Annotated in this window: 2 tRNA genes; both read right to left on the bottom strand. The window is 51.8% G+C overall.

The features are described from left to right. Positions 1-52 precede the first annotated feature (52 nt). A tRNA-Ile gene (locus HMPREF2607_RS05145) sits at positions 53-126 on the bottom strand. A gap of 16 nt (positions 127-142) precedes the next feature. Beyond that, positions 143-216 (bottom strand) — tRNA-Met (locus HMPREF2607_RS05140). Positions 217-251: the final 35 nt, after the last annotated feature.

The following is a 251-nucleotide window of genomic DNA, read 5'->3' as shown; positions in this document are numbered from 1 at the left end:
CCGTTCCCTTCAGCCGGACTTGGGTAATCCTCCAAATATTATAATTAATATATGGACCTTGTAGGACTCGAACCTACGACCGCTCGGTTATGAGCCGAGTGCTCTAACCAGTTGAGCTAAAGGTCCAAGAAATCCATATATATAGCGGCGAAGGGGATCGAACCCCCGACCTCCCGGGTATGAACCGGACGCTCTAGCCAGCTGAGCTACACCGCCATAAATCGGGAAGACAGGATTCGAACCTGCGACCC

Origin of the sequence: Streptococcus sp. HMSC078H03 (assembly GCF_001808655.1) — a bacterium.
GTDB lineage: Bacteria > Bacillota > Bacilli > Lactobacillales > Streptococcaceae > Streptococcus > Streptococcus salivarius_G.
The sequence above is the reverse complement of the archived record's forward strand: the minus strand, read 5'-3'. Positions and strand labels throughout refer to the sequence as shown.